We start from the raw sequence: 21,774 nt of genomic DNA, 5'->3' as shown, positions 1-21,774 counted from the left end.
GTACGGACCGTGCGGCGGAGCACCTTCTCACCCGAGCCGGACTGTGCGATCGCGCAGTCCCTGGGCGTCATCGGCGACGGCTGGGAGCTGCTGATCGTCCGCGACCTGGCCCGCGGGTTGTCCCGGTTCGACGAACTGGCCGGCTCGCTGCACATCTCCCGGAAGGTGCTGACCGAGCGGCTGAACGGCCTTGTCGACAGTCAGATTGTCAACAAGACGGCGTACCAGGACCGGCCGACCCGGTACGCGTACCAGCTGACGCCGCGCGGACGAGCTCTCCTCCCGGTGCTCGTCGCACTGCAGGACTGGGGCGACCGCTGGCTGCTCGGCGACGGCTCGCTCACCGGTACGAACGACGCCGACGCGCCGCCGGCCCAACGCCTGCACGAACTGGTCGGTCAGCACGTTCCGCAGATCATGTTGCCGTCGACCGCTGGTAGGACTGTCGACATTCTGGATGTCGACAGTCGCACGACCGTACTGTTCGGCTACCCGGCGACCGGCCGGCCGACGCCGCTGCCGGACGACTGGGAGGACATCGCGGGGACGACCGGCTGCACTCTCGAGAACCGGCTGTTCGCCGGCAGGTACGGCGACTTCATGGATCAGGGGATCGCCGTGCGCGGCGTGAGTACGCAGCGCCCGGACGAGCAGCAGGCGTTCGCGGAGGTGGAGGACATCCCGCACCTGCTGCTGTCGGATCTCGAGCTGGAACTGGCCGCGGCGCTGCGATTGCCGACCTTCCGGGCCGGCGGCTACGAACGATTGAAGCGGGTCGTGCTGATCGTCGGCGCGGACCGCGTCGTCCAGGCGGTGCGGTACCCGGTCACGGACATCGCGGAGGCGGTCGACTGGGCGTTCAGGACCGCGTCGTTCAGGACTGCTTGAAGAAGGCCTTCACGTCGGCGGCGATCCGCCGTACCACCTCCGGCTTGCCGGTCGGGTTGACGCCGCCGGGATCCGAGGCGGCGCCGTGGTCGTAGCCGTCGTACTCGATCCGGCGGACGTTCGGCAGCACCTTCTCCAGGGTGTCGCGCCCCGGACCGAGACCGCGGAGGCCTTTCGTTCCGCCCAGCAGCAGTACGTCGGCGTCGACCGTGCCGAACGCGTCGAAGGTGCCGGCGAGTTCGGCGACGATCGTGCCCTCGGCGTGGATCGTCGGCGCCAACTGACGCATCGTGATCGAGCCGCGGGCGGCCTGGCGCTCCTCTTTGGCCATCATCTTCTCGGTCGCCCGGCGGAGCAGGCCGCGAGGCATCACCTTGAGGAACGCGGGCGCCATCTCGAAGCCGAACATGCTCGTCACCATCGCGCCGGCGATGTCGCCGCGGGCGATCTCCTGATCGAAGCGCGCCAGCCACTCGCGGTGCGGCGCGCCGTCTGCGGCGATCGCCGGCTCGTAGAGCGCGATCTGCTTCAGGGACGACAGCGTGCGCGCAGCCTCGAGCACGACGGCTCCCCCGGCGCTGACGCCGAACGCGCGCTCGGCCCCGGCCGCGGTCAGTACGGCATCCAGATCCTCGACCTCCGTGCGTACGCCGTGGTCCGGCTTCTGCGGGCCGGAGAGCCCGCGGCCGCGGCGATCCGGGAGGTAGACGGTGAACTCGTCGGCCAACTCCTGGGCGAACAAGGTGTGACTGGTGGCCGATTCCATGCTGCCGTGCATGACGACGACGGCCGGCCCCTGGCCGGTCTTGTAGTAGCCGATCTCGGTGCCGTCGCGTGAGGTCACGGCGCCCTGCATCAGTTCTGCGCTCATGGATTGATAGTTACACGGCAGCTAGTTGCATTGCAACTAGTTTCTTTGACCCTTAGAGTGAGGGAGTGACCTTTCGACGTTCGACGCTGGCGATGGCGATCCTCGGATTGCTGGAGAACGGGCCGCTGCATCCGTACGGGATCCAGCGGCTGATCAAGCAATGGGGCAAGGACCAGGTGGTGAACGTCGGCCAGCGGACCAGCCTGTACCGGATGATCGTGCGGCTGGAAGAGGCCGGCCTGATCGCGGCCGGCGCGACCGAGCGCGACGAGCGGTACCCGGAGCGGACGGTCTACCACCTGACGGACGCGGGGCGGGAGGTGTGCCGGGAGTGGCTGGCGGAGATCCTCACGACGCCGCGGAACGAGTTCCCCGAGTTCCCGGCGGGGTTGTCGTTCGTGATGCTGCTGCCTCCGGACGTCGCCGGTGAACTGCTCGGGCGGCGGCGGGAGTTGCTGACGCAGCGGATCGCGGAGCTGCGGCGGGAACTGGAGCTGACGGTCGACGGTCAGCCGATCCCCCGGTTCGCGCTGCTGGAAACGGAATACCAGGTCGCGGTCACGGTCGCCGAGGCCGAGTGGATCGGCGGCGTGCTGGAGGAGCTCAGGTCGGGCGAGCTCACCTGGGCCCCGGGCCCGGTATGACGGTGGAGGTGTGGTGGGCGGAGGTCGGCGCCGCCCGGGACGAGTTTCTCGCGGACCTGGACCAGGTCGAGCTGGAACGCTTCGCTGCCTACAAGAGGATTGTCGACAATCGGCGATTCCTGCTCGGCGTGACGATCGTACGGCGGGTGCTCGCCGCTCGGTTCTCGTTGCCAGCGGCAAGCATCAGGCTCGACCGGACCTGCCCGGAGTGCGGGAAGCCGCATGGCAAGGTGCGGGCGGACGGGGTCGAGCTGTCCGTGACGCATTCCGGCGAGCTGGTCGGTGTCGCCTTCGCGGACCGGCCCGTGGGGCTCGACGTCGAGAAGGTCGATCCGGAGCTCGACGTCGATGCGGTGGCCCGGGTCGCGTTCGCGGCGGACGACGTACGTGCGCTGTCTCGACGTACCGGGATCGACAAGGTGCGGGCGTTCACGGAGCAGTGGACGCGGATGGAGGCCGCGCTGAAGGCGACCGGCGAAGGGCTACGCGGAGTGCGTCAACGGGCACCGGACGGGATCCAGGTGGTCCAGCTCGACGTGGGCGAGGACCATCGGGCGGCGCTCGCGGTGGTGTCCGCCGAGCCGCCCGTCGTCCACGTCCGGGACGCGAGCGGGTTGCTCAGCTCCGGATCTGACCCTCACCCGTGACGACGTACTTCGTCGACGTCATCTCCGGCAGCCCCATCGGTCCGCGGGCGTGCAGCTTCTGCGTGGAGATCCCGATCTCCGCGCCGAACCCGAACTCGCCGCCGTCGGTGAACCGGGTGCTCGCGTTCACCACGACCGCCGCCGAGTCGACCGCCTGCGTGAACCGCCGCGCCGCGGCCTGCGAACGGGTGATGATGGCGTCGGTGTGACCCGAGCTGTACCGGCGGATGTGCTGGACCGCGTCCTCGAGCGAGCCGACGACCGCGGCCGACAGGTCGAGCGAGTTGTACTCCGTGCCGAAGTCCTCCTCGGTCGCCGCGACGACATCCTTGCCAGCAGCAACTACCGCCGGGTCGCCGTGCACCGTGACACCGGCCGCGGCCAGCGCGGGCAGCGCGCGGCCGAGGAACTCGTCGGCCACCGACGCGTGGACCAGCAGCGACTCGGCGGCGTTGCAGACGCTCGGGCGCTGGGTCTTCGAGTTCAGCAGGATCTCCAGTCCGAGGTCCAGGTCCGCGTCCGCGTCGATGTACACGTGGCAGTTGCCGACGCCGGTCTCGATCACCGGCACCGAGGACTCGCTCACCACGGTCTGGATCAGGCCGGCGCCGCCGCGCGGGATCAGCACGTCGACCAGCCCGCGCGCCTGCATCAGCTCCTTCACCGCGGCCCGGTCGGTCGGCACGCCCTGGACGACATCGGCGGGCAGACCGGCCGACTCGGCGGCCTCCCGCAGTACCGCGATGATCGCGTCGTTGGAGGCGGCTGCCGACGACGAGCCGCGGAGCAGTACGGCGTTGCCGGACTTCAGGCAGATGCCGGCGGCGTCGGCGGTCACGTTCGGCCGGGCCTCGTAGATGATCCCGACCACACCGAACGGCACCCGGACCTGACGCAGCTCGAGCCCGTTCGGCAGCGTGTACCCGCGGACGACCTCGCCGACCGGATCCGCCAGACCGGCGAGCTGCTCCAGCCCGGCGGCCATCCCGTCGACCCGCGACGGATTCAGGGCGAGCCGGTCCACGGTCGATTCCGGCGTACCGGCCTCGCGAGCCGCCGCGACGTCCTTCGCGTTCGCCGCGACGATCGTGTCCGTGTTCGCCCGCAGCGCTCCCGCCATCGCACGCAGCGCCGCGTCCTTCGTCGCCCGGGAAGCCTCCGCCAACGCGTACGACGCCACCCGTGCCCGCCGCGCCAACTCGATGATCTCGCTCACGCCCTCATCGTAGTGCGCGCCCGCCGCGCCGTTCACCCCGCAGAACGACGGCTCCGACGTACCCCACGAAACTTCCGGCTGGTCCTCGGCGCCTCGGCACCGTCGGCCTGGGGAGAATCTTCTACCCGATCCGGGACGGAATCCTCCCCGACCTGCGTCCTTTGCGGGACACGGCGGCGGTCGCGGATCAGTTTGAACAGAGTGCGGAGGGTCAGGAGCGCGACGATGCCTACCAGTTGGCCGCCCAGGATGACCTTGGTGACGTCGACTGCCGGTGACCAGGTGACCCGGTCCTCGCCCATGACGTAGACGCCGACCGGTCTGGCGGACAGACCGAGGCCTCCGCCGGACCCGTCGGCCCCGCGCCCGTTGCTGCCATCACCACGGCCGCCGCCCCCACCGCCGCTGATGCGCGCGACCGGCAGCACGGTGAACCCGTTGTGACTGACCGGAGTACCGAAGACGCTTCCGGCCTTGACCCCGTCGACCACTCCACGGAGAACGTCCAGGACGTCCCCCTGGCTCGTGTCACGCTTTGCCATCCGTTCCACCTCGCTTCGTCCCGGACCAGCCTGACGAGTACGGCGTACGAACAGCAGGGCCCAGAGTCCCGGCAGGACAGGACCTTTGGGTCACGACAGCCACGTACCCGTCGGGCGAGGCTGGCTGTGAGGAGGTGCGAACATGCTCAAGCAGACACGACGCCGTCCCTCATCGGCCACACGGCGGACCGGCTATGCGTTCGCGATCCTGATCAACGTCGCGGTGCTGTACGCCATCCACTACTGGCCCGGCTGGCAGCGAGCTCCGTTCCTGACGTCCGCGACCACGCAGGTACTCGGCTGGGTCACCGCGGCGCTGATCGCGGGGCTCGCCGCGAACGCCGTCTACCTCGGGGCCGATCCGCCGTGGCTGAAGTCGCTCGGTGACCTGGTCATCACCGGCATCGGCTTCGTGGCGATCATCCGGGTCTGGCAGGTCTTCCCGTTCGACTTCGGGAACGCGTCAGCGGCCTGGGAGGTCATCCTGCGGGTCGCGCTGGCGATCGGGTTCTTCGGGTCGATCGCGGCCATGATCGTGCAGGTCGTCGTCCTGATGGCGGACGGAAGCCGCGTCCGGCGTTAGAGCAGCACCAGGTCGTCGCGGTGGACGACTTCGCGTTCGTACGCCGGGCCCAGTTCGCGGGCGAGGTCGCGGGTGGAGCGACCGAGCAGGCCGGGTAGCTCGGTGGAGTCGTAGTTGACCAGGCCGCGGGCGATGGTGACACCCGTCGGCGAGACCAGGTCGACCGGGTCGCCGGCGGAGAACGTGCCTTCCACAGCGGAGATTCCGGCAGGGAGCAGTGAGGCCCGGCGCTGCGTGAGCGCCCGTACGGCGCCGTCGTCCAAGCGCAGGATGCCCTGCCCGGACGTGGCGTGCGCGAGCCACAGCAACCGCGTCTTCCGCCGCCGTCCGGTGGGGTGGAACAGCGTGCCGACGGGCTCGCCGCGGAGGGCCTCGCCGACCCGGGCCGCCGACGTCAGGATCACCGGAATCCCTGCCTCGGTGGCGATTCCGGCCGCCTCGACCTTCGTCTGCATGCCGCCGGTGCCGACCCCGGACGCCCCGGTCTTCCCGATCGCGAGCGGTTCGAGATCGGCGGCGCCGCGGATCTCGGTCACCATCGACGTACCGGGTTTGCGCGGGTCCCCGTCGTACAGGCCGTCGACGTCGGACAGCAGCAGCAACAGGTCCGCGTGCACGAGATGACTGGTCAGCGCGGCCAGCCGGTCGTTGTCACCGAAGCGGATCTCGGTGGTCGCGACCGTGTCGTTCTCGTTCACGATCGGTACGACGCCGAGCTCGAGCAGCCGCGCGAACGTCCGGAACGCGTTGCGGTAGTGCGATCGGCGGGTGACGTCGTCGACCGTCAGCAGCACCTGCCCGACACGCAGACCGTGCGCGGCGAAGGCATCGCTGTAGCGAGCCATCAGCAGACCCTGCCCGACCGACGCGGCCGCCTGCTGCGTCGCCAGGTCCCGCGGGCGCGCCCGCAGCCCCATCGGTCCCAACCCGGCGGCGATCGCGCCGGAGGACACCAGGACGACCTCGGTGCCCTCGACCCGCCGCGCCGCGACGGCGTCGACGAGCAACCGGAGTCGTTCCAGGTCGATCTTGCCGCGCTGGGTCAGCGACGACGAGCCGACCTTGACGACGATTCGCGTGGCGTGCGACGCCTCCGCGCGATGCTTCATGAAATCAACCGTTCTGGTCGAGTTCCTCCGCCGCGGCCTGCTCGCGCGCCTCCTTGCGCGCCTGCTTCGCCGCGAGCTCTGCCGCTCGCTTCGCCTCGGCCGGGGACAGGTCGACCTCGTCGACCGCCCAGCCGTGACCGTACTCCGCCCACTCCTCGGACCGCTCGCCCTCACGGAACGCGTGGTACTCCGAGTCCTTCGCCCGCCGCCGCTGCTCCGCCGGGCGGACCTCCTCGAGCCGGTGGTCCTCGCCACGCCGGGCCAGGATCTCGGCGCCGGCCTGGACCTCCGGCGCGAAGTCGAAGACGATCGCGTTCGGGCCGTCGCCGATGACGACCGCGTCGCCCGGCTGGGCACCGAGCTTCAGCAGCTCCTCCTCGACGCCGAGCCGGTTCAGCCGGTCGGCGAGGTAGCCGGTCGCCTCCGCGTTCGCGAAGTCCGTCTGCTTCACCCAGCGCTCGGGCTTCTGGCCCTGCACCAGCCAGCCGCCCTCGTCCGGCAGCTGCTTCACCTTGAACTCGGGCCCGCCCTGCACCTGCGGCCGGATCACGATCCGCGTGTTGTCGGGCTTCTCCGCCTCCGCACGCCGCCGTACGACGATCTCCGCCATCGCGAACTTCAGCGCTTCGAGGCCCTCGTGCGAGGCGGTCGAGATCGGGAACACCCGGTACCCGCGCTCCACCAGCTCGGCCTCGACCATCTCGGCGATCTCGCGGGCGTCCGGTACGTCGATCTTGTTCAGGGCAACGAGTCTCGGCCGGTCCTCGAGCCCGCCGTGCGCCCGCAGCTCGGCCTCGATCGTGTCCAGGTCGCTCAGCGGGTCGCGGCCGGGCTCGTACGTCGCACAGTCGATGACGTGCACGAGCGCCGCGCAACGCTCCACGTGCCGGAGGAAGTCGTGGCCGAGGCCGCGGCCCTCGCTCGCGCCCTCGATCAGGCCCGGCACGTCGGCGACCGTGAACGTGGTGTCGCCGGCGACCACGACGCCGAGGTTCGGGATCAGGGTGGTGAACGGGTAGTCGGCGATCTTCGGCCGGGCGCGGCTGATCGCGGCGATCAGCGACGACTTGCCCGCGCTCGGGAACCCGACCAGGCCGATGTCCGCGACGACCTTCAGCTCCAGGACGAGCGTGCGCTCCTCGCCGTCCTCACCGAGCAGCGCGAACCCGGGCGCCCGGCGGGTGCTGCTCGCCAGCGCCGCGTTCCCGAGACCGCCCTTGCCGCCCTGCGCGGCGACGAACTCGGCGCCCGGGCCGACGAGGTCCGCGAGTACTTCGCCGTTCGCGGTGCTGATCACCGTGCCGTCCGGGACGCCGAGGACCACGTCACCGCCGTTGCTGCCGGCCTGATGGTCGCCCTTGCCCTGGGCACCGTTCGTCGCGGTGCGGTGGCTGGAACGGTGGTAGTCGACGAGCGTGGTCACGTCCGGGTCGACGCGCAGGATCACGCTGCCGCCGTCACCGCCGTTCCCGCCGTCGGGCCCGCCGAGCGGCTTGAACTTCTCCCGGTGCACCGAGGCGCAGCCGTTCCCGCCGCGTCCTGCGGCGACATGCACCGTGACACGGTCGACGAAACTAGGGATGGCCATCGGTGTTCTCTACTTCCTGAAGGTTCCAGCCGTCTCCCCCGCCTCGAGCGAAGCGAGAGAGTCTTTTCCTTAAGACAGCAAAAGGGCGGGTGCGCGATATTCCGCGACCCGCCCTTTGACAGAGCTTCGTGAACCGGGTGGCGGTATTACTCCGCCGGAGCCGGGACGATGTTGACGACGCGGCGACCGCGCCGGGTGCCGAACTCCACGTGGCCCTCGGCCAGCGCGAACAGCGTGTCGTCGCCGCCACGGCCGACCAGGTTGCCCGGGTGGAAGTGCGTGCCGCGCTGCCGGACGATGATCTCGCCGGCGTTCACCAGCTGACCGCCGTACCGCTTCACGCCGAGCCGCTGCGCGTTGGAGTCACGACCGTTGCGGGTCGAGGCCGCTCCCTTTTTGTGTGCCATCTCAGATCAGCTCACTTCTTCTTCGCGTCGATCGCGGTGACCTTGACCTGGGTGTAGTGCTGACGGTGCCCCTGGCGCTTGCGGTAACCGGTCTTGTTCTTGTACTTGAGGATGTTGATCTTCGGGCCCTTGGTGCGACCGAGGACCTCGGCCGACACAGCCACGTTGGCCAGCGCCGCAGCGTCGGCCGTCACGGTGTCGCCATCGACGACGAGGACCGCCGGCAGCGCGACGGTGTCGCCCACCTTCTCGGTCAGGCTGTCGATCTCGATGACATCGCCGACGGCGACCTTCTGCTGGGTGCCGCCACTGCGCACGATCGCGTACACCGTGGATCTCACTCTCTGCTGGATCGGAAAACTTACAGTCAGGCATGGGTTCGGTGCGCACTCGGCGCACCGAACCGCTAGTTTACAACCCCGGGTAGGTAAACCCGAAATCGGTTAGCTGCCGGTCGTTACGAGGTTGGACGGCTCGCTGGTTTCAGGCTCGGTAGCGGTCTTGCTCCGGCTTCGGCTGCTTCGCCGGCGCCGGGTGCTCTTCGGTGCCCCGTTCTGCGCCGCGTCCGCCTCGGCAGCAGCTCCCTCGGCCGGCGCCCCGTCGGCGCCCGCGGCCCCGGCGCCCGTGGGCTCCGTGGTGCCGGTGGGCTCCGTGGTGCCGGTGGGTTCCGGGGTGCCGGTGGTCGGGAAACCGGTGGCTTCGGGGCTGACGTGGTCCTCGGCGGCGGCGGAGATCGGGTAGCCGGTGGGCTCCGGCGTACCGCCGTCCTCGTCCTTCTTCACCGTCGCGGCGGCGATCTGGGCCAGCTTCTGCGCGGCGTCGCCGTTGTGCTGCGTCGCCTCCGGCTCGGCCTGCTCGTCGTCGCGGTTCTTGCCGCGGCGACGGCGCGAGCTCTTCCGGCCGCCCTCCTCCGCCTGCGGCGCCTTGCCCTGGTCGGACCCGTTCTGCTGACCGTTCTGGCCGTTGTTGCGGCCGTCGCGGCGGCGGGACTCCTTCGGCTCGTCGTGCAGGATCAGCCCGCGGCCACCGCAGTGGTCGCAGTTCTCGCTGAACGCCTCGAGCAGACCGGTACCGATCCGCTTCCGGGTCATCTGGACCAGCCCGAGCGAGGTCACCTCGGCGACCTGGTGCTTGGTCCGGTCGCGGCCCAGGCACTCGACGAGCCGGCGCAGTACGAGATCCCGGTTCGACTCCAGCACCATGTCGATGAAGTCGATCACGATGATGCCGCCGATGTCGCGGAGCCGGAGCTGCCGGACGATCTCCTCGGCCGCCTCCAGGTTGTTCTTGGTGACGGTCTCCTCGAGGTTGCCGCCGGAGCCGGTGAACTTACCGGTGTTCACGTCGACGACCGTCATCGCCTCGGTCCGGTCGATGATCAGCGAGCCGCCCGACGGCAGCCAGACCTTGCGGTCCAGCGCCTTCTTGATCTGCTCGTCGATCCGGTAGCTCGCGAAGACGTCGCCGTCACCGCTCCACTTCTCGACCCGGTCGGCCAGGTGCGGCGCGACGCCCTCGACGTACTCCCGGACCTGGTCGTACGCCCGGTCGCCGGAGATCACCAGCGTCGCGAAGTCCTCGGTGAAGAGGTCCCGTACGACGCGGATCAGCAGGTCGGGCTCGCCGTACAGCAGGTGCGGGGCCTGGCCGTTCTTGGACTTCTTGTCGATGTCCTCCCAGGCAGCCTGCAGGCGGCTGACGTCGGCGGTCAGCTCCTCCTCCGAGGCGCCTTCGGCGGCGGTCCGGACGATCACACCCGCCTCGTCGGGGACGATGTCCTTGAGGATCGTCTTCAGCCGGCTCCGCTCGGTGTCGGGGAGCTTGCGGCTGATACCGCCGTTGCCACCGCGCGGTACGTACACGACGTACCGGCCGGGCAGGCTGATCTGGTTCGTCAGGCGGGCGCCCTTGTGGCCGATCGGGTCCTTCGTCACCTGGACGAGGACGGACTGGCCGGACTTCAGGACCTGCTCGATCTTGCGCGGGCCGTTCGCGCCACCGAGGGTGGCCCAGTCGACCTCACCGGCGTACAGCACCGCGTTGCGGCCCTTGCCGATGTCGATGAACGCGGCCTCCATGCTGGGCAGCACGTTCTGCACGCGGCCGAGGTACACGTTGCCGATCAGCGAGCTCTGCTCCGCCGTGGTGACGTAGTGCTCGACCAGGACGTTGTCCTCGGAGACCGCGATCTGGGTCAGGTCCTCGCGGGACCGGATCACCATCGTCCGCTCCACCGACTCGCGGCGGGCCAGGAACTCGGCCTCGGTCACGATCGGCGCCCGGCGGCGACCGGCGGCGCGGCCCTCGCGGCGGCGCTGCTTCTTCGCCTCCAGGCGGGTCGAGCCCTCGACCGCGGTGATCTCGTTCGCGGTGTTCTTGCTGCGCGGTTCGCGGACCCGCACGACGGTCTCGTCCGGGTCGTCCGCGGACGCGCCGCTGTCCTCGCCCTTACGGCGGCGGCGACGGCGACGCCGGCGGGACGATCCGCCCGCGGCCTCCTCGTCGTCGGAGTCCGCCGTACCGTCGTGGTCGGCGTCGTCCGCGTGCGCTTCGGAGTCGTCGTCGTGCTCGTCGTCGCTCTGCTCGTCGGCGCTGTCCTCCGCACCGTCGGCGTCACCGGACTTGCGGCGACGGCGCCCGCCGCGACGACGGCGCCGGCGACGGGTTCCCTCGCCGCCTTCCTCGCCGTCCTCGTCGTGCGTGTCGGCGCCTTCGGCAACCTCCGTGTCAGCGACGGCCGGCTCGGTGGCGCTCGCGTCGGACGCGGCGCCGGTGCGGGCGTCGGTGCGGGCGTCGGTGCGGGCGTCGGTTCCGGTGTGGGCTGCCGCGTCGGCGGAGGCGTCGGCGGTCGCGTCGGCGGAGGCGTCGGCCTGGGCCGCCTGGGCCGCCTGCCGGTTGGCGGTCCGGTTCCCGGAGCGTGAACGGCGGCTGCGGGTGCCCGGCGTGGCGTCGGTGTCCGCGGTGCTCTCGGTCTCCTCAGCGGTGGCGGCAGCGTGCTGACCGTCGTCGGCGGCCTCGGCGTCGCGGGTACGGCGAGTGCGGCGGCGACGGGTGGGCTGCTCGTCGGTGCCGGGCTCCGGGACGGACGGGGACGCGGCCGGGGCGGCTTCGGCTTCATCGGCCGGTGCCTGAGCGTCCGGCACGTCGGTGGGTGCCTGGAAGAGCACGGCGGCCGGAGCAGGCCGCCGCCGACTCCGCCGGCCAGTGCTCGGGGCCTCCGCCTCGGAACCGGCGGGCGCGCCGTCGTTCGCCGCGGATGCGGCGGTGTTCGGCCGACCCGTCTCCGCGGATGCGGTCGTCTCGGCCGGAGCGGTGACGTCGGCGGCCGCCTCGGCGGTTTTCGCCGTACGGCGGCGGGACGTGCGCTTGCGGGCCGGCGCCTCGCCGTCCGTACGAGCGTCCGACTGGGTGTCCGACTGGGTGTCCGCAGCCCCCGCGTCGGCGACCGGGCCGTCGGTCACGGGCGAGTCGGCAGTCGTGAGGCCCGCGTCCGCGGTCTTCTTGGCGGTGCGCTTGCGGGTGGTCTTCTTCGCCGGCGGAGCGCTCTCGACGACCGGCCCCGCGTCGGCGAGCGACGTCGGGGTCTCGTCGGCGACCTGCGGGAACATGTCCTGGTCGGCCGGCTTCTTGGCGGCGCGCTTCGCTGTCTTCTTGGCCGGCGCCTTCGCGGCCGCCTTCTTGACCGTGGCCTTCTGGGCGGTCTTCTGAGCGGTCTTCTTGGCCGCAGCCTTCTTCGCCGGCGCCTCGGCCGGCACGGGGTCGGCCGTCCGGTCGTCCGACTGGGTCGGAACCGCGGTGGCATCCGTGGCGGCCTGCTTCGCGGTGCGCCGGCGCGGCGTGGCGGCCTTCTTGGCGGTGGTCTTCTTCGCAGCTGCGGTCTTCTTGGCAGTCCTGCGGGCGGGGGCAGCCTCGGTGGCTGCTTCGGTGGTCGGCTCGTTGTCGAGCATGTAGTGCGGTCTCCTCAAGCCTTGCGGCGCATCCCCGGACCCCTGTCACGGGTCCCGGGCGCCGGCCGTAAGGCGGTCACGGTTCGCCACACCTGGCACCAGTGCCAGCGGTATGGCGGAAGCCTGCTGGATCCGCTCCGCCCGCGCTCAGGGCACAGAGGGAGCGGCGGCGTCGCCCTCCGCGGTGTGCGTCTGGCGGGGACCTGCCTGGCCGGTCGCGGTCGCCTGGTTGGCGTCGCGGTCACGAGCGAGCGGGTCTTCCACCGTGCCGGTGTCCGTGGTGAGCGGGCCCTGGGCGAGCCTGGTCAAAAGAGCCGGGCCCGTCACCGTCAGCGTCGCTACCTCGAGCACACCGGCGAGAACGTCGTCGGGTCTCACGGCCGGGGTTCCGTGCCGTAACACCACTTGCAGTATCGCACACGTCTCAACCGACCCCGGTTCACTCGCGACGGTGAGTCGGAGAACGGCAGCCCGACAGTCGAACGAGCGAAGTCCCCGTTTGGTCATGCGCTCGACCAGAATTTCGTCCCGGGCGAGGAACGCCCCGACCGCCGCCGCGGCCGCCTCCGGATCCGCCCCTGGCAACGCGATCCGCCACTCGCTGGCCTCCAGCCGCTCGGCCAGCGCACCCGGGCCGGCGACAACCACCTCGAGTACGTCGAGACCGGGCGGCAGCGCCTCGTCCAGCGCGGCCCGGACCTGCTCGGCGTCCCGCTCCTGTGTGAGCGAGATCTCCAGGTACTCCGCCTCCGAGGCGGCCCCGGTCGGCGCGGCACCGGCGTACGAGATCTTCGGGTGCGGACTGAAGCCGTGCGAGAACGCCACCGGCAGCTCGGCCCGCCGGACGGCCCGCTCGAACGCCCGCTGGAAGTCGCGGTGTGAGGTGAATCGCAGCCGCCCCCGCTTGGCGAACCGGACCCGCAGTTTCTGGACGGCGGGCAGCTGCTGCGACGGCGGAGCTTGAACTGGTGGCACACCCGCATTGTGTCAGGCGTCGGCCTTGCCGCAGAGGAACAGGGCCCAGCCGAGGAGGCCGAACGACGCCAACGCGAGCAGCGTGCGGGCCAGGTTGAAGGCCTGCCACTTCGCCTCGTCGAACGCGGCCCGGGCAGCGGCGACGTCGATCGTGGCCGGGTCGCCGGCCGCCTTCAGCGCGTCGTTCAGCGGGACATTGACGGCGATCGTGACGATCATCGAGATCAGGTACAGCACGAACGCGACCGCGATCCACGGCAGCGCCTTCTCCTTCAGGCTGAGCATGCCCGCGAGCAGCGTGAGCAGCAGGGCTCCGACGAACCCGAGGCCGAGGAACAGCGGGTTCAGGATCGCCCGGTCGACGGCCTGGAAGGCGGCCACGAAGGTCCGGTCGTCGGTCTTCGCGAGGCCGGGCATGAACGCGTTCGCGTAGATCCCGTACACGCCGGCCACCAGGCCCGTGGTCATCGTGGCCGCCATCAGCGACGCCACCCGCAGTCCGTTCATCTCACTCCTCCAGTACGGCGGGACTTCCCGCACCGGAAAAGTTAGAAGTTCCGGAGTGCTGGGAACATGTCGCCGAGGCTCGCTTCCATGTCCGGGAAACTCAGGGCCGTTCCCGCGTGGCGAGCTGGCCCCGAACCGGGCCGTCGTGCGGCATCATGTGATTTCGGGGAACGTGAGGAGAGGACATCGATGACGGAACCGGCACAGTCGCCGCGGCGGGAGCCGGACCCTGCGGTCGTGGATGCCGGTGACGGCGACGGCAAGGGCATCTACTGGGTGCTGAAGAACGTGGTCGTCGGGCCGCCGGTGAAGCGGATCTTCCGGCCGCGGATCGTCGGCGCGGAGAACGTGCCGGACACCGGCGCCGCGATCATCGCCAGCAACCACCTCTCGTACTCCGACTGGATCTTCATGCCGCTGGTGCTGCGCCGGCGGGTGACGTTCGTGGCGAAGTCCGACTACTTCACCGGGGCCGGGATCAAGGGCCGGTTCCAGCGCGGGTTCTTCAAGGGCACCGGGCAGGTGCCGATCGACCGCTCCGGCGGGTCGGCGTCCGAGGGCGCGATGCGGGCCGGGATGAAGGTGCTGGAGCGCGGTGAGTTGTTCGGGATCTACCCGGAGGGCACGCGCTCGCACGACGGACGGCTGTACAAGGGCCGGACCGGGGTCGCCCGGCTCGCGCTGGAGGCGAAGGTCCCGGTGATCCCGTGCGGCGTGATCGGTACCGACGTGGTCGCTCCGCCGGGGAAGATCGTCGCGTCGTTCGCCTCGCCGACGGTGAAGTTCGGGGAGCCGCTGGACTTCTCCCGGTACGAGGGCATGGAGAGCGACCGGCTGATCCTGCGCGCGGTCACCGACGAGATCATGTACAAGATCATGGAGCTGTCCGGGCAGGAGTACATCGACATGTACGCCACCAAGGCCAAGGCCCTGGAGGGCCGCGCGGTCACCGGAGCGCCGGAGAAGGTCCGGAAGACGGACACCTGATCCGGTCCTTGAGATCTTCGAGGTCTACCCTGGGAGATCGTGGACGGACCGATCGCTTATCAGGGTGAGCCAGGCGCCAACTCGGCGATGGCGTGCACCGACATGTTCCCCGAGCGCGAGCAGTTGCCCTGTACGACGTTCGAGGACGCCCTCGACGCGGTCACCAGCGGGCGTGCCGGGCTGGCGATGATCCCGGTGGACAACTCGATCGCCGGCCGGGTCGCGGACATCCACCACCTGCTCCCGGAGTCCGGGCTGCACATCGTCGGCGAGTACTTCCTGCCGATCCACTTCCAGCTGCTCGGCGTTCCCGGTACGTCGCTCGACCGGATCCGGACCGTCCGCAGCCACGTGCACGCACTCGGGCAGTGCCGCAAGATCATCCGCGAGCACGGCTGGTCGACGGTCGTCGCCGACGACACCGCCGGCGCCGCACGGGAGGTGTCCGAGCTCGGCGATCCGACCGTCGCGTCACTGTCGCCGCGGGCCGCGGCCGGGCTGTACGGCCTGGAGACGCTGGCGTCCGACGTCGAGGACGAGCACCACAACACGACCCGGTTCCTCGTGCTGTCGCGGGAGCCCGACGTACCGCCGGTGGGTTCCGGGCCGGTCATCACGTCGTTCGTGTACCGGGTGCGGAACGTATCGGCAGCGCTGTACAAGGCGCTCGGCGGATTCGCCACGAACAGCGTGAACATGACCAAGCTGGAGTCGTACCAGCTCGGTGGGATGTTCTTCGCTACCCAGTTCTACGCGGACATCGAGGGGCACCCCGAGGAGCCGAACGTCGCGCTCGCGCTCGAGGAGTTGGCGTTCTTCTCGGTCGAGGTCCGCATCCTCGGCGTCTACCCGGCCAACGAGTTCCGCGCCCAGATCGCCGAACCAGCCGCGAACCGGGCGCTGCGCCCGCACCACTGAGCCTGTGCGGGTTCTGCTGATCGGCGGGACCTCGAACGTCGGAAAGTCCACGGCTGCTGAGGTTCTGGCGGCGCGGCTCGGGTTCACGTACGTGTCGACGGATCGCCTCGGGCGTCATCCCGGGCGGCCGTGGGGCGACGTACCGGCGCAGGTGGTCGAGCACTACCGGTCGCTCACCGCGGAGGCGTTGGTCGACGCGCTCCTGGCGCACTACGAACGGATGTGGCCGCGGATCGAGGAGCTGGTCACGGCACATGCAACCGACGGGCCGGGGTTGGTGCTGGAGGGGTCGGGCGTGTGGCCGGAGTACGTGCGGCGCTTGGGTACGCCGTACACGGCCGCTGTCTGGCTGACGGCGTCGGAGCAGTTGCTGACCGACCGCATCCACCGGGCGAGTGACTACGTCGCGCTGCCCGCCGACCGCCGGCGCCTGGTCGACAAGTTCCTGGCCCGGTCGACGCTCTACCAGTCCAGGATGGAGCTCGACGGCCTGGCGCACCTCAGCAGCCCCGCGTCCCCTCCCCAGATCCTCGACGCAGCTCGGGCTATCTCCTGAGCACCTCACCGACGAGCGTGCTCAGTCGCGCTCGATCCCCGGCTCGGAGGTCGAACCACTCGACACCGTCGGTGTCCGGCGACTGCACTGTCGCGGGCAGGTCGGCCGGGGCCGGCAGGTCCGCGAACACCCCGCGGTGGCGGAAGTCGATCGGTCGGCCGGTGGAGGTGCGTCGGACCTGGAGGCTGAACTCGGTGAACTCGCCCGCTACAGGCAGCCGTACGCCGAGTTCCTCGTGCAGCTCGCGTTCCAGGGTCTCGGCCCACGACTCGCCGGGTTCGGGTTGCCCGCCGGGGAGGTCGAGCAGCCCGGCGTACGGGCCCCGCGTCTTGCGTACCAGGAGGATGCGGCCGGCGTCGCGGATCCGCGCGTACACGCCGAAGTGGTGCTGCGCGACCATCCTCGGGATGTTACTTGGCACAGTGTCTGGGGTCGGGCGACAAGGTATCGCGGCTCTTGTGACTGTGTGCCTTGGCTGCAGTTGTCGTTCCAGCACCCCCCGAGTCGGTCGCCTTTGCGGAACTTTTCGGCCGCCAGGCGCCGAATTTCTTCCGAGAAGCCGCCCACCCCCGCCGGCCGCCACGCTCAGGGCTCATGCTGCACGGTCCTTCGGGCCATCTTTGAGAAGCCACCAACCGTTTCGGCGGCCTCGGAATGATCGGTGGCTTCTCAAAGATGCCGCTCAAGTCCCGGTCAAGTCGCAGTCGTGGGAAGGCTGGGGTGTGCAGCTCGACAGGACGTGTCGGACTGTCGAGCTGCACACCTGAGCGTGAACGTTCTCTGCGTGTACGGCGTCTCACCGCGCACTACCTGTCGAGCTGCAGCCCGACCCGCGCAACCGCCGCACCGCCCGCGCCCCGCACCACCCACGCCGCCACAGGTCCGCCCCACACCTGACCCCCTGCCCCGGCCAACAACCGGCTTGTCGTGGGAAACCGTTGGGTGTTGAGAGATGCGCCGACTAGGGTCCTGGGGTGCAGATTGTGGCGGTGGATGGGCGGGATGCCGACGTGTTTCGGCGGTTCTACGACGTGAAGTTCGGGGTTCGGCGGGAGGAGTTGGAGTTTCCGGCCGGGATGGGGGTTGAGGAAGCCCGGGTGGTGATGGCCGGGACGCATGCGGACGTGCGGGCCGAAGGCCTCGGCATCGTGGAGGACGGGGTCTGGCTGGGGGTTGCGTGGCTGGACTGGTGGTTGGTGGGGAACACCGACACCGTGGACGTCGAGCTCGCGGTGGTTCCGGAGTACCGGCGGCGGGGTGTGGCGACCAAGCTGCTGGAGGTGGCGGTCGGACGGGCCAAGGACGCGGGGCGGCGGATCGTGTCGGGGACGAACATGGCGGGTGATCCGGAGACCGGAGAGAGCCCGGGTACGGCGTTCGCGCGGGCGCGGGGGTTCGTACTGAAGCACGCCGAGCTGCACCAGGTCGTCGAGCTGCCGGTGGAGAACCTCGCCGCGCAGCCGGTCGACGGGTACGAGATCGTGCAGTGGCGGGAGCACACGCCCGACGAGTGGATGCCGCAGTTCGTCGAGCTGCTCAGCGGGATGAGCGAGGACGTCCCGACCGGCGACCGGACAGACGAGCCGGTGCGCTGGACGCCGGAGCTGGTCCGCGACGCCGAGGCCCGGCGGGTCGCGCAGGGGCGGTTCACGTACACGACGGCCGCCGTCCACACCGCCTCCGGCGAGCTAGCGGCGTACACCCAGATGGGCGGTACGCCGGAGACCCCGGAGCGGCTGAACCAGTACGACACTTACGTACGCCGTACGCACCGCGGCAAGCGGCTCGGGATCGCGGTCAAGCTGCCCAACCTGGCAGCCCTCCAGGCCGGCGTCGCCCGCCCCGCGGTGCTACACACCTGGAACGCCCCCGAGAACACCCCGATGATTGCCGTCAACAACAAGATCGGCTTCCGCCCCGTCGCCCAAAGAACCGCCTGGGAACGCGAACTCTAAAGGAACGTCCACTCCGGGTGCCGGGCCGCCAGCAAGTCCCGGTGCCCGGCCCACTCCCCCACCTCCAACGGTGCAACGTCCAACACAATCGGCCGCCCGGCACGCAACGCGTACCCCCACCTGAACCCGGCGACCGGCGAAACCCGCCGCGACCGGATCACGTCCGGTACCTCGACGAGGAACGTGTCGGCTTGCCACACCCCGTCCGCATGATCGGGGTTGGCGGGTGCGTCGAAGAACGCCGGCAGGTATCCGTAGGCATAGAACGGATCCGTCGCATCCAGGTTCGGCAACAGATCGACCGACACGTCGGACCCATTGGTGATCACCTGGATCCAGCCGAAGACCGCGTTGATCCCGGCCCCGTCGAACGCCAGCGTCGCAGTACACACCGGGAACCCACGGAACGCCTCGGCGTCCAGGTCAGGCACGACCAGGTCATGGCCCGACACCGCCGGGTCGTTCGGCTCGACCCTGACCGAGATCGTGCCCTCGTAGCCGCGGGTAGTGAACGGGATGCGCATGCCGCAGTTTACGGGCGGCGGGTCAGGTACCAGGTGCCGGCGGCTGCTATGGCGGCCAGGAAGAGGGCGGTCAGCTCGTCGCGGAGTTCTCGGCGTACGGCGGTGTTGTCGCCGGCGCAGTCGGCCAGGTGGTGGAGGACCTGGGCGCGGGTGGTGTGGGGTTGTTCGGCGGCGCAGACCACGACCTCGGTGGAGACGGTGTGGATCTGGCCGCGGTGCTCGATCGCGTCCGGGAAGGCCCAGGCGAGCAGTACGGCGAACGCGAGCACCGTCAGCACCAGCCAGGCGACGACTTTCCGGGAGCTGATCACGAGACCCGCTCCCGCCGGTGCTTGCGGATCCGCCAGACGACGATGACGACCACGACGATGCCGACGACGACCAGCGCGGCGGCCCGGCCGAACGTCTTCTCGACCTTCGCGTACGAGTTGCCGGCCAGGTAGCCGAGCAGCACCACCGCGGTCCCCCAGACGATCCCGCCGGCCGCGTTGAAGGCCAGGAACTTCAGGTACCGCATCCCCGACATCCCCGCCAGCGCGGGCATCGTGGCCCGGAAGAACGCCACGAACCGGCCCAGGAACACGGCCGTGCCGCCGCGCTCGGCGAGCTGCCGGCGGGCCGACTCGAGCCGGCCCGCGTGCCGCGACAGCGCTCGCAGCCGGAGCAGCCGCGGCCCGAAGTACCGACCGACCTCGTACCCGACGGTGTCGCCGAGGATCGCCGCCAGGACCACCACGACGAGCACCACCGGCAGCGACGCGTGCCCGAGCGCCGCGGTCACGCCACCGAGGACGGCGGCCGTCTCGCCGGGCAGCACGAAGCCGACGAACAGCGCGTCCTCGGCGAACACCAGCAGCCCGACCATCCCGTACACGGCGAACCCGTGCAGCCCGAGCAGCCAGTCGGTCAGTCCCTTCATGACAGCAGAACCACCCGCAGCCGTGTCTCCGCGACCGCGCGCACTCCCCAGCTCAACGCCCGCCGCACCAGCAACCAGGTGCCGACGGCAACAAGTGTCCCGAGCAACAGCCCGGCCAGCACGTCGCCCGGGTAGTGCGCGGCGATGTAGACCCGGGTGAGCGCCATCAGCACGGCGGCCGCGGCCGCGACGATCCCGAGCCGCCGGTTCACGATCCACAACCCGGCCGCGACCGCGCCGGCCATCGTCGCGTGGTCCGACGGGAAGGACGGGTCGGTACTGCGGTTCGCGAGCACCAGGATGCCCGGCAGCGTCGTGTACGGGCGGGCCTCGTGGACCGCGTGCACGATCGGTTGGTTGACTGCCACAGCCAACAGCGTCGCACCTGCCGCGCTGATCGCCGCGGCCGCCCCCACCACCTGGCCCGAGCGGCGCGCGATCCACCATCCGGCGACGAGCAGTACGCCGAACAGCACGACGCCGTAGTTCGCGTACCACTGCGCCGGGGTGTGCAGCCACGGCGTGTCCCGCGCGAACGCGTTGAACTGCTCGAACAGCCAGCGGTTCACGGTGATCCCCCTCTACTACAATCCAGGTAGTAGATTGATGCTACTACGTTCTTTGTAGTAGCCGTGAGGAGACCGCCGATGAGTCGTGCCCGGGGCGACCTGGAGCAGCAGGTGTTCGCCGCGCTCGTGGCCGGGGACGGCGCGATGACGACGTCCGACGTCCGCGACGCGCTCGAGGGCGAGCTGGCGTACACGACCGTGATGACGGTGCTCGGCCGGATGGCCGCGAAGGGCCTGGCCACGCGGAAGCGGGTCGGCCGGTCGTACGAGTACACTGCGGTCGTCGACTCGGCGGAGGTCGCCGCCCACCAGATCCACCGGCTACTGGACGCCCGCGGCGACCGTGCCGCCGTACTGACACGCTTCGCCCGCAGCCTGTCCGCCGAGGAGTCCCAGCTCCTCGTCGACCTCCTCCAGGACGAAGCATGACTGCACCTATGCCTCGACTCCGTCGCGGCGGTCTCCCTGCGCTCCTCAGCCCAGACCGGGAGGCGCTATGACCGTGGCAGCGATCCTGGGGCTGATCGTGATCGTCGGCTACTCGCTCCTCGCACCGACGGCGGCGCGACGGTTGGCGCCGTCCGCGGCGACGGTGCTGCTCGTTGCGGGCAACGTGTTGTCGGCGGCCAGCGGTGTCTTCATCCTGGCGGTGCTCGCGTTCACGTGGATCGGGCAGTTCCCGTTCGTCGCCGAAGAGGGCGCCTGGTCGCCCGCACTGCTGCGCAGCGACAGCCCGGTGCCCGCATGGCCCGCCGCGATCGCGGGCTGCCTCGTGCTGCTCGCCCTGGTCTCGGTCCTGGTCACCGGGCTCCGGCAGATGCGCGCGCTGGTGGAGGTACACCGGGCCTGCCGCGACCTGACCGCTGTCGGCGATCTCGTCGTACTCGACGACGAACGCCCCGACGCGTTCAGTACGCCGCAGCCCGCGGGCCGGGTGATCGTCACCAGCGGCCTGCTCCGCGCGCTCGATCCGCGCCAGCGCGCCGTACTGCTGGCGCACGAGAAGTCGCACCTCGTCCACCACCACGCCTGGTGGAACCTGGCCGCCGGCCTGGCCGCGGCCGTCAATCCGGTACTGCGTCCCGCCGCGCGGGCCACCGCGACCGCGGTCGAACGCTGGGCCGACGAGGACGCCGCACGCGCCGTCGGCGACCGCCGGCTGGTCGCGACGACCCTGGTCCGGGTCGCGCAGCTGCAGACGCGTTTCGCCCGTCCCGTCCCGCTGGTCGCCGCCACCGGTGGCGATCTGGAGGCCCGCGTCCGCGCCCTGCTCGCCCCGCCACCGCGGCGCCGGCCGCTCGTGATCGCGGCGACAGTCGCCGTCCTCGCCGTCGGGGCGCTACCTGCCGCTGCCGTCCAGCACACCGGCGAGGCGCTCTTCGAACACGCCGAGCGACCGGCCGCCACCCAGCACACCTAAGC

The 21,774-nt window shown here is 70.5% G+C and carries 25 protein-coding genes; 10 read left to right on the top strand and 15 right to left on the bottom strand.

The features are described from left to right. Positions 1-9: 9 nt before the first annotated feature. On the top strand, positions 10-888 hold the full coding sequence (locus AB0M51_RS00895) for a winged helix-turn-helix transcriptional regulator (protein ID WP_363747564.1): 879 nt from the start codon (positions 10-12) through the stop codon (positions 886-888). Here AB0M51_RS00895 and AB0M51_RS00890 read toward each other — a convergent pair. Then, positions 875-1,759, bottom strand: a complete 885-nt coding sequence (locus AB0M51_RS00890) for an alpha/beta hydrolase (protein WP_363747562.1) — start codon at positions 1,757-1,759, stop codon at positions 875-877. The two genes, AB0M51_RS00895 and AB0M51_RS00890, sit on opposite strands and share 14 nt — an antisense overlap. Positions 1,760-1,824: 65 nt before the next feature. Between AB0M51_RS00890 and AB0M51_RS00885 the strand changes: the two genes are divergently transcribed. Both AB0M51_RS00885 and AB0M51_RS00880 read left to right on the top strand, forming a co-directional pair. Continuing rightward, a complete protein-coding gene (locus AB0M51_RS00885; RefSeq protein WP_344190297.1) occupies positions 1,825-2,403 on the top strand; it encodes a PadR family transcriptional regulator in 579 nt (192 codons plus the stop codon). Then, on the top strand, positions 2,400-3,050 hold the full coding sequence (locus AB0M51_RS00880) for a 4'-phosphopantetheinyl transferase superfamily protein (protein WP_344190299.1): 651 nt from the start codon (positions 2,400-2,402) through the stop codon (positions 3,048-3,050). Before AB0M51_RS00885 ends, AB0M51_RS00880 begins: the two co-directional genes overlap by 4 nt. Here the strand turns inward: AB0M51_RS00880 and AB0M51_RS00875 are convergent. Together AB0M51_RS00875 and AB0M51_RS00870 are read right to left on the bottom strand one after the other, a co-directional pair. Next, positions 3,022-4,266: a glutamate-5-semialdehyde dehydrogenase gene (locus tag AB0M51_RS00875; protein WP_344190301.1), complete on the bottom strand. Its 1,245-nt coding sequence runs from the start codon at positions 4,264-4,266 to the stop codon at positions 3,022-3,024. The two genes, AB0M51_RS00880 and AB0M51_RS00875, sit on opposite strands and share 29 nt — an antisense overlap. Positions 4,267-4,298: 32 nt before the next feature. Next, positions 4,299-4,808 carry a spore germination protein GerW family protein gene (locus AB0M51_RS00870; protein ID WP_344190303.1) on the bottom strand — a complete coding sequence of 170 codons (510 nt, stop codon included), beginning with the start codon at positions 4,806-4,808 and terminating at the stop codon, positions 4,299-4,301. 142 nt (positions 4,809-4,950) lie between these two features. Here AB0M51_RS00870 and AB0M51_RS00865 point away from each other — a divergent pair, with 142 nt between their 5' ends. Then, on the top strand, positions 4,951-5,391 hold the full coding sequence (locus tag AB0M51_RS00865; protein WP_344190305.1) for a hypothetical protein: 441 nt from the start codon (positions 4,951-4,953) through the stop codon (positions 5,389-5,391). Here AB0M51_RS00865 and proB read toward each other — a convergent pair. The 7 genes from proB to AB0M51_RS00830 form a co-directional block, all read right to left on the bottom strand. Continuing rightward, positions 5,388-6,500, bottom strand: coding sequence for a glutamate 5-kinase (gene proB / locus AB0M51_RS00860; protein WP_344190307.1), 1,113 nt, complete (start codon positions 6,498-6,500; stop codon positions 5,388-5,390). The genes AB0M51_RS00865 and proB overlap by 4 nt on opposite strands. Positions 6,501-6,504: 4 nt before the next feature. After that, the gene (obgE, locus tag AB0M51_RS00855; RefSeq protein ID WP_344190309.1) at positions 6,505-8,088 is read right to left on the bottom strand and encodes a GTPase ObgE; all 1,584 of its coding nucleotides are present in this window, start codon (positions 8,086-8,088) and stop codon (positions 6,505-6,507) included. 146 nt (positions 8,089-8,234) lie between these two features. Continuing rightward, positions 8,235-8,495, bottom strand: a complete 261-nt coding sequence (gene rpmA, locus AB0M51_RS00850) for a 50S ribosomal protein L27 (RefSeq protein ID WP_130381076.1) — start codon at positions 8,493-8,495, stop codon at positions 8,235-8,237. Between the two features lie 11 nt (positions 8,496-8,506). Beyond that, positions 8,507-8,824 (bottom strand): 50S ribosomal protein L21, encoded by a 318-nt coding sequence (gene rplU / locus AB0M51_RS00845; protein WP_344191216.1) that lies wholly within the window; start codon positions 8,822-8,824, stop codon positions 8,507-8,509. 114 nt (positions 8,825-8,938) lie between these two features. Beyond that, entirely contained in the window at positions 8,939-12,442 is a 3,504-nt protein-coding gene (locus AB0M51_RS00840) for an Rne/Rng family ribonuclease (RefSeq protein ID WP_344190311.1), read from the bottom strand. A gap of 147 nt (positions 12,443-12,589) precedes the next feature. After that, positions 12,590-13,417 carry a TIGR03936 family radical SAM-associated protein gene (locus tag AB0M51_RS00835; protein ID WP_344190313.1) on the bottom strand — a complete coding sequence of 276 codons (828 nt, stop codon included), beginning with the start codon at positions 13,415-13,417 and terminating at the stop codon, positions 12,590-12,592. Between the two features lie 12 nt (positions 13,418-13,429). Continuing rightward, the gene (locus AB0M51_RS00830; protein ID WP_344190314.1) at positions 13,430-13,924 is read right to left on the bottom strand and encodes an anthrone oxygenase family protein; all 495 of its coding nucleotides are present in this window, start codon (positions 13,922-13,924) and stop codon (positions 13,430-13,432) included. Positions 13,925-14,113: 189 nt separating this feature from the next. Between AB0M51_RS00830 and AB0M51_RS00825 the strand changes: the two genes are divergently transcribed. Genes AB0M51_RS00825 through AB0M51_RS00815 form a run of 3 tightly spaced genes read left to right on the top strand, consistent with a single transcriptional unit; the run spans position 14,114 to position 16,385 of the window. Then, on the top strand, positions 14,114-14,911 hold the full coding sequence (locus tag AB0M51_RS00825) for a lysophospholipid acyltransferase family protein (protein ID WP_344190316.1): 798 nt from the start codon (positions 14,114-14,116) through the stop codon (positions 14,909-14,911). A gap of 39 nt (positions 14,912-14,950) precedes the next feature. Next, positions 14,951-15,829 carry a prephenate dehydratase gene (locus AB0M51_RS00820; RefSeq protein ID WP_344190318.1) on the top strand — a complete coding sequence of 293 codons (879 nt, stop codon included), beginning with the start codon at positions 14,951-14,953 and terminating at the stop codon, positions 15,827-15,829. A gap of 4 nt (positions 15,830-15,833) precedes the next feature. Beyond that, entirely contained in the window at positions 15,834-16,385 is a 552-nt protein-coding gene (locus AB0M51_RS00815) for an AAA family ATPase (RefSeq protein ID WP_344190321.1), read from the top strand. Here the strand turns inward: AB0M51_RS00815 and AB0M51_RS00810 are convergent. After that, positions 16,375-16,785: an NUDIX domain-containing protein gene (locus tag AB0M51_RS00810; protein ID WP_344190324.1), complete on the bottom strand. Its 411-nt coding sequence runs from the start codon at positions 16,783-16,785 to the stop codon at positions 16,375-16,377. The genes AB0M51_RS00815 and AB0M51_RS00810 overlap by 11 nt on opposite strands. 574 nt (positions 16,786-17,359) lie before the next feature. Between AB0M51_RS00810 and AB0M51_RS00805 the strand changes: the two genes are divergently transcribed. Then, positions 17,360-18,340: a GNAT family N-acetyltransferase gene (locus tag AB0M51_RS00805; protein ID WP_344190326.1), complete on the top strand. Its 981-nt coding sequence runs from the start codon at positions 17,360-17,362 to the stop codon at positions 18,338-18,340. Here the strand turns inward: AB0M51_RS00805 and AB0M51_RS00800 are convergent. Genes AB0M51_RS00800 through AB0M51_RS00785 form a run of 4 tightly spaced genes read right to left on the bottom strand, consistent with a single transcriptional unit; the run spans position 18,337 to position 20,352 of the window. Next, positions 18,337-18,864 (bottom strand): hypothetical protein, encoded by a 528-nt coding sequence (locus AB0M51_RS00800; protein ID WP_344190329.1) that lies wholly within the window; start codon positions 18,862-18,864, stop codon positions 18,337-18,339. The two genes, AB0M51_RS00805 and AB0M51_RS00800, sit on opposite strands and share 4 nt — an antisense overlap. 8 nt (positions 18,865-18,872) lie before the next feature. Beyond that, on the bottom strand, positions 18,873-19,175 hold the full coding sequence (locus tag AB0M51_RS00795; RefSeq protein WP_344190331.1) for a hypothetical protein: 303 nt from the start codon (positions 19,173-19,175) through the stop codon (positions 18,873-18,875). Beyond that, positions 19,172-19,783, bottom strand: a complete 612-nt coding sequence (locus AB0M51_RS00790; RefSeq protein ID WP_344190333.1) for a DedA family protein — start codon at positions 19,781-19,783, stop codon at positions 19,172-19,174. Before AB0M51_RS00790 ends, AB0M51_RS00795 begins: the two co-directional genes overlap by 4 nt. After that, positions 19,780-20,352 (bottom strand): phosphatase PAP2 family protein, encoded by a 573-nt coding sequence (locus AB0M51_RS00785; protein WP_344190335.1) that lies wholly within the window; start codon positions 20,350-20,352, stop codon positions 19,780-19,782. Before AB0M51_RS00785 ends, AB0M51_RS00790 begins: the two co-directional genes overlap by 4 nt. Positions 20,353-20,430: 78 nt before the next feature. Between AB0M51_RS00785 and AB0M51_RS00780 the strand changes: the two genes are divergently transcribed. Together AB0M51_RS00780 and AB0M51_RS00775 are read left to right on the top strand one after the other, a co-directional pair. After that, the gene (locus AB0M51_RS00780; RefSeq protein ID WP_344190338.1) at positions 20,431-20,781 is read left to right on the top strand and encodes a BlaI/MecI/CopY family transcriptional regulator; all 351 of its coding nucleotides are present in this window, start codon (positions 20,431-20,433) and stop codon (positions 20,779-20,781) included. Positions 20,782-20,848: 67 nt separating this feature from the next. Further along, positions 20,849-21,772: a M56 family metallopeptidase gene (locus AB0M51_RS00775; RefSeq protein WP_344190340.1), complete on the top strand. Its 924-nt coding sequence runs from the start codon at positions 20,849-20,851 to the stop codon at positions 21,770-21,772. Positions 21,773-21,774: the final 2 nt, after the last annotated feature.

The sequence above is a fragment of the Kribbella sp. NPDC051137 genome (assembly GCF_040682535.1).
Lineage (GTDB): Bacteria > Actinomycetota > Actinomycetes > Propionibacteriales > Kribbellaceae > Kribbella > Kribbella karoonensis.
This window is presented reverse-complemented; position numbering and strand designations above follow the sequence as displayed.